This window comes from Streptomyces sp. WAC 04229, assembly GCF_003947455.1.
Lineage (GTDB): Bacteria > Actinomycetota > Actinomycetes > Streptomycetales > Streptomycetaceae > Streptomyces.
The window spans coordinates 1-4,757 of the sequence record NZ_QHJH01000313.1; the positions used below are offsets into that span (position 1 = coordinate 1).

At 73.4% G+C, this 4,757-nt stretch carries 4 protein-coding genes and 1 pseudogene; all 5 read right to left on the bottom strand.

The genetic code is table 11. The features are described from left to right. Window positions 1-441: 441 nt before the first annotated feature. Window positions 442-1,896 carry an MFS transporter gene (locus DMH12_RS37140; protein ID WP_125495686.1) on the bottom strand — a complete coding sequence of 485 codons (1,455 nt, stop codon included), beginning with the start codon at window positions 1,894-1,896 and terminating at the stop codon, window positions 442-444. 77 nt (window positions 1,897-1,973) lie between these two features. Next, window positions 1,974-3,005 (bottom strand): class II fructose-bisphosphate aldolase, encoded by a 1,032-nt coding sequence (gene fbaA / locus DMH12_RS37145; RefSeq protein ID WP_125495687.1) that lies wholly within the window; start codon window positions 3,003-3,005, stop codon window positions 1,974-1,976. A 134-nt stretch (window positions 3,006-3,139) separates the two neighbouring features. Next, window positions 3,140-3,688: an orotate phosphoribosyltransferase gene (gene pyrE, locus DMH12_RS37150; protein ID WP_125495688.1), complete on the bottom strand. Its 549-nt coding sequence runs from the start codon at window positions 3,686-3,688 to the stop codon at window positions 3,140-3,142. Between the two features lie 10 nt (window positions 3,689-3,698). Continuing rightward, window positions 3,699-4,487 (bottom strand): aldose 1-epimerase, encoded by a 789-nt coding sequence (locus tag DMH12_RS37155; RefSeq protein ID WP_125495689.1) that lies wholly within the window; start codon window positions 4,485-4,487, stop codon window positions 3,699-3,701. A gap of 71 nt (window positions 4,488-4,558) precedes the next feature. Next, a pseudogene (locus DMH12_RS37160) lies at window positions 4,559-4,757 on the bottom strand (carbon monoxide dehydrogenase subunit G); the annotation flags it as partial.

Here is a 4,757-nt window from a genome sequence, read left to right on the forward strand (position 1 = left end):
TGCGTCGGCGGCCGCGGGTGCGCTGTGGCTGGGCGCGCAGTTCCCCGCGCCCTTTGAGGGCGTGATCCGGACGTCGGCGCAAGGCGGCACCCGGCGCGAGCGGGGTCCCCTGCGTGCGGGTGCGTCGGCGGCCGCGGGTGCGCTGTGGCTGGGCGCGCAGTTCCCCGCGCCCTTTGAGGGCGTGATCCGGACGTCGGCGCAAGGCGGCACCCGGCGCGAGCGGGGTCCCCTGCGTGCGGGTGCGTCGTCGGCCGCGGGTGCGCTGTGGCTGGGCGCGCAGTTCCCCGCGCCCCCTGAGGGCGTGATCCCACCCCGCGCGGGCGGGAGGGGCCCTCTGCGTACGGGTGCGTCGTCGGCCGCAGGAGCGTTGTGGCTGGGCGCGCAGTTCGCCGCGCCCCTCAAGGGCGTCGGCACGGGCGGCAGCCGCACGGCCCTGTACGGCTACGTGCCGCGTTCGGCCTCAAGGGGTGGGGTCAGGATCGAGCCGTGGGTGCGGCATTCGGGGCGGCGGCAGTCCGGGGACGGGCGGCGGACCGTCGTGAAGGCGATCGCGGAGCCCGCCACCAGCACGCCCGCGCAGATCAGCATCGCCGGGCCGAACGCGTCGTCGAAGGCGCGAGCCGACCGGTAGGCCTCCTCGCCCATGCCGGTGAGCAGCGGCAGCGCGGCCACCGCGACGAGCCCCGCCGCGCGGGCCGCCGCGTTGTTGATGCCGCTGGCCAGTCCGGCGCGCGCGGTGTCCACGGCGGCCAGCACGCTCGCCGTCAGCGGCGCGACCAGGGTGACCATGCCGAGGCCGAGCACCACCAGGGCGGGCAGTACGTCGGTGAGGTAGGAGGCGCCGGGTCCGACCCGCAGCATCAGCACCATCCCGGCGGCGCACAGCAGCGGTCCGACGGTGAGCTGGAGCCGGGGGCCGAGCCGCTCGGACAACTCGCCGGAGCGGGCGGAGAGCAGCAGCATCAGGACGGTGGTCGGCAGCAGCGCCGTACCGGCGGCCAGCGCGGACCAGCCGACCACGACCTGGAGCTGGAGCGCGGCCAGGAAGAAGAACCCGCCTAGGGCCGCGTACACGCACAGCGTGACCACGTTGATCGCGGTGAACTGGCGGGAGGCGAAGACGTCCAGCGGCATCATCGGGTCCGCGCGGCGGCCCTCGACGACCACGAAGGCCACCGCCGCGGCCACGCCGGCCACCGCGCTGAGCGCCACCGCCCAGGACGCGGTGCGCGCCTCGATCAGTGCGTACGTGAGCAGCGCGAGGGCCGCCGCGCCGAGGACCGCGCCGAGCACGTCGAAGCGCGCGTGGGCGCGCTGGTCCGAGGACTCCGGTACGTGCCGCAGCGCGATCGGCGCGCACAGCAGGGCCAGCGGCACGTTGAGCAGGAACACCCAGCGCCAGCCCGCCCCGTCCACCAGCCAGCCCCCGAGGAACGGCCCCACCGCCGCGCCGACGCCCCCGAAGCCCGACCACAGTCCGACCGCGCGGCCCCGGTCGTCGGCGTGGAAGGAGGCCTGGATGAGGGCGAGCGAACCCGGCGTGAGCAGCGCACCGCCGATGCCCTGGAGGGCGCGGGCGGCGATCAGGACACCGGCGTTCGGCGCGACACCGCACAGCAGGGAGGCGGCGGCGAACCACAGCACCCCGATGACGAAGATCCGGCGGCGGCCGAACCGGTCGCCGAGCGCGCCACCGAGGAGGATCAGCCCGGCCAGCGTGACCATGTACGCGTTGACGGTCCACTGGAGCGCGGCGAGGTCGGCGTCGAGGTCGCGCCCGATGCGGGGCAGCGCGACGTTGACGACGGTCGAGTCCAGCAGGGCCATGCTGGAGCCGAGGACCGTGGTCAGCAGGATCCACTTGCCTTGCGGTGAGGCCAGCCGGACGTCGGGCATGCCCCAGGTATACAGCGAGCCCGGCGCGTTCGGCGCCGGGCTCGCTGCACGTCTCGCGGCCGGGTGGCCGCCGGGAACTACTTGATCTTCGTACCGGCGGACCGCAGGTGACCGCAGGCCTCGACGACGCGCGCGGCCATGCCGGCCTCGGCCAGCTTGCCCCAGGTGCGCGGGTCGTAGGTCTTCTTGTTGCCGACCTCGCCGTCGACCTTCAGGACGCCGTCGTAGTTGCGGAACATGTGGTCGGCGACCGGACGCGTGAAGGCGTACTGGGTGTCCGTGTCGAGGTTCATCTTGACCACGCCGTTGTCCAGCGCGGTGGCGATCTCCTCGGCGGTGGAGCCGGAGCCGCCGTGGAAGACGAAGTCGAACGGCTTGGAGCCGGCCGGCTGCCCGTACTTCGCGGCGACGCCCTCGTTCAGCTCCTTGAGCAGGTCGGGGCGGAGCACGACGTTGCCCGGCTTGTAGACGCCGTGCACGTTGCCGAAGGAGGCGGCGAGCAGGTAGCGGCCTTTCTCGCCGAGGCCCAGGGCCTCCGCGGTGCGCAGCGCGTCGTCGACCGTGGTGTAGAGGGAGTCGTTGATCTCGTGCGAGACGCCGTCCTCCTCACCGCCGGTCGGGGTGATCTCGACCTCCAGGATGATCCTGGCGGCGCGGGCGCGCTCCAGCAGCTCGGTGCCGATGGAGAGGTTGTCGGCGAGGGTCTCCGCGGAGCCGTCCCACATGTGGGACTGGAACAGCGGGTCGCGGCCGGCCTTGACGCGCTCCTCGGAGACGGCGATCAGGGGGCGGACGTACCCGTCGAGCTTGTCCTTCGGGCAGTGGTCGGTGTGCAGCGCGACGTTCACGTCGTACTTCGCGGCCACGATGTGGGCGAACTCGGCGAGGGCCACGGCGCCCGTCACCATGTCCTTGCTGTGCTGGCCGCCCAGGAACTCGGCACCGCCGGTGGAGATCTGGACGATCCCGTCGCTCTCCGCCTCGGCGAAACCGCGCAGGGCCGCGTGCAGCGTCTGGGAGGAGGTCACGTTGATGGCCGGGTAGGCGAACTTTCCTGCCTTCGCCCGGTCCAGCATCTCGTTGTAGACCTCGGGAGTTGCGATGGGCATCTGTCCGCTCCTTGTATGTGCGGGTGGGCTCGGCTGCTGCTTATGGCCCTGACCTAGAACTGGGGGGGCGACGTCATCGTCGGCCCTATCCTTCCAGACGGACCGGGAATACCCGAGTGGACCTCCGGGCGGACTCAGTCCAGGCCCAGCTCGTCCTTGTCGTACGCGTACAGGTACGGCACTCCCGCGCCCTGCTCGATCTTCTCGGCGGCGCCCGTCGCGCGGTCGACGATGGTGGCGACGGCGACCACCTCGGCGCCGGCCGCGCGCACGGCCTCGACGGCGGTGAGCGGGGAGCCGCCGGTGGTGGAGGTGTCCTCGACGACCAGGACGCGGCGGCCCTTGATGTCCGGACCCTCGACCTGGCGCTGCAGGCCGTGCGCCTTGGCCGCCTTGCGGACGACGAACGCGTCGAGGCGCTTTCCGCGCGCGGCGGCGGCGTGCAGCATGCTCGCGGCGACCGGGTCGGCGCCCATGGTCAGCCCGCCGACCGCGTCGAACTCCAGGTCGTCGGTCAGCTCGAGGAGCACCTGCCCGACCAGCGGCGCGGCCTCGCCGTCCAGGGTGATGCGGCGCAGGTCGACGTAGTAGTCGGCCTCGAGCCCCGAGGAGAGGGTCACCTTGCCGTGCACCACGGCCTTGTCCTTGATCTGCTGCAGCAGCGCCGCGCGTACGTCCGTCATGTACGCCAGCTTAAAGGCGCCGCCAGGCCCAGGTCGTCGTGGCCTCCAGCGGCTCCAGGGGCGTGACCAGGCGGGGGAGGGTGTTCAGGCCGTTGGGCGGCCCGGTCTGCGGCTCCACGCAGACGGCGGCCTCCTGCTCGTCGTACACCACGACCCACTGCTCGCGGCTGGTCACCTTCAGCTCCAGCCGCTCCGGCCAGGTCAGGGTGACGTCGACGCCGTCGGGCATGCCGAAGCAGTCGTCCCAGGGGCCCGGCTTCGGGTCGACACGGTTGCCGGTGGGCAGGTGGTCGTCGCCGCGCTCCTCCTGCCAGGCGGGGCCGAAGCCGATCGTGACGTCCGCGCCGTCGAGGGTGCGGTTGAACCACGGGTGCCAGCCGACCTGCGCCGGGAAGGACGAGTCGTACGTCTCGACGGACATCGTCAGGGTCAGCGCGTCCTCGGCGAGCGCGATCACCTGGGTGACGCGGCCGGTGTAGGGCCAGGGGTCGGCCAGGTCGTACGTGATGACCGCCTCGTCCGCGGTGACACGCGCGGTGCGCCAGGCGGCGTCCCGGGCGGTGCCGTGGATGGCGTGCGGCGGGGCGTTGAGCGGCATCTGGTGGACGGCCGCGCCGTCCCGGAAGCGGCCGTCGCGGATCCGGCCGCACCAGGGGACCATCGGGAAGCAGCCGTAGCGCTCGCCCTGGCGGAGCAGTTCCGTGCCGCCGACGCGGAGTCCGCCGATCCGGCCGCCGTTGCCCGGCAGCACGGTCGCCTCCGCGTCACCCGCGGTCAGCGTGATGGGTTCGTTACTCACGCCACGACCCTACTGGGGCGATCAAGGGCGCCCCCGTACGCGGGGGTGCTACGCGGGGTCCGGGAGGACGCTCAGCGGCGCTTGCGCAGCGCGCGGCCCACGACGATCGCCCCGGCCACGACCACGGCCGCGGCGGGGGCGGCCCAGCGCAGGGGGGCTCCGGCGACACCCGTCTGAGGTGCGGGGACGGGGGCGTACCGGCCGCGCGGCGGGGCGTGGTCCACTTCCTCGGCGCTGCGGCCGATCATCGTGCGGCGCGCGTGCGCGGCC

Coding starts and splice junctions, on each gene's coding strand:
- DMH12_RS37140 (WP_125495686.1), bottom strand. CDS start 1,896: ATGCCCGACGTCCGGCTGGCCTCACCGCAAGGCAAGTGGATCCTGCTG.
- fbaA (WP_125495687.1), bottom strand. CDS start 3,005: ATGCCCATCGCAACTCCCGAGGTCTACAACGAGATGCTGGACCGGGCG.
- pyrE (WP_125495688.1), bottom strand. CDS start 3,688: ATGACGGACGTACGCGCGGCGCTGCTGCAGCAGATCAAGGACAAGGCC.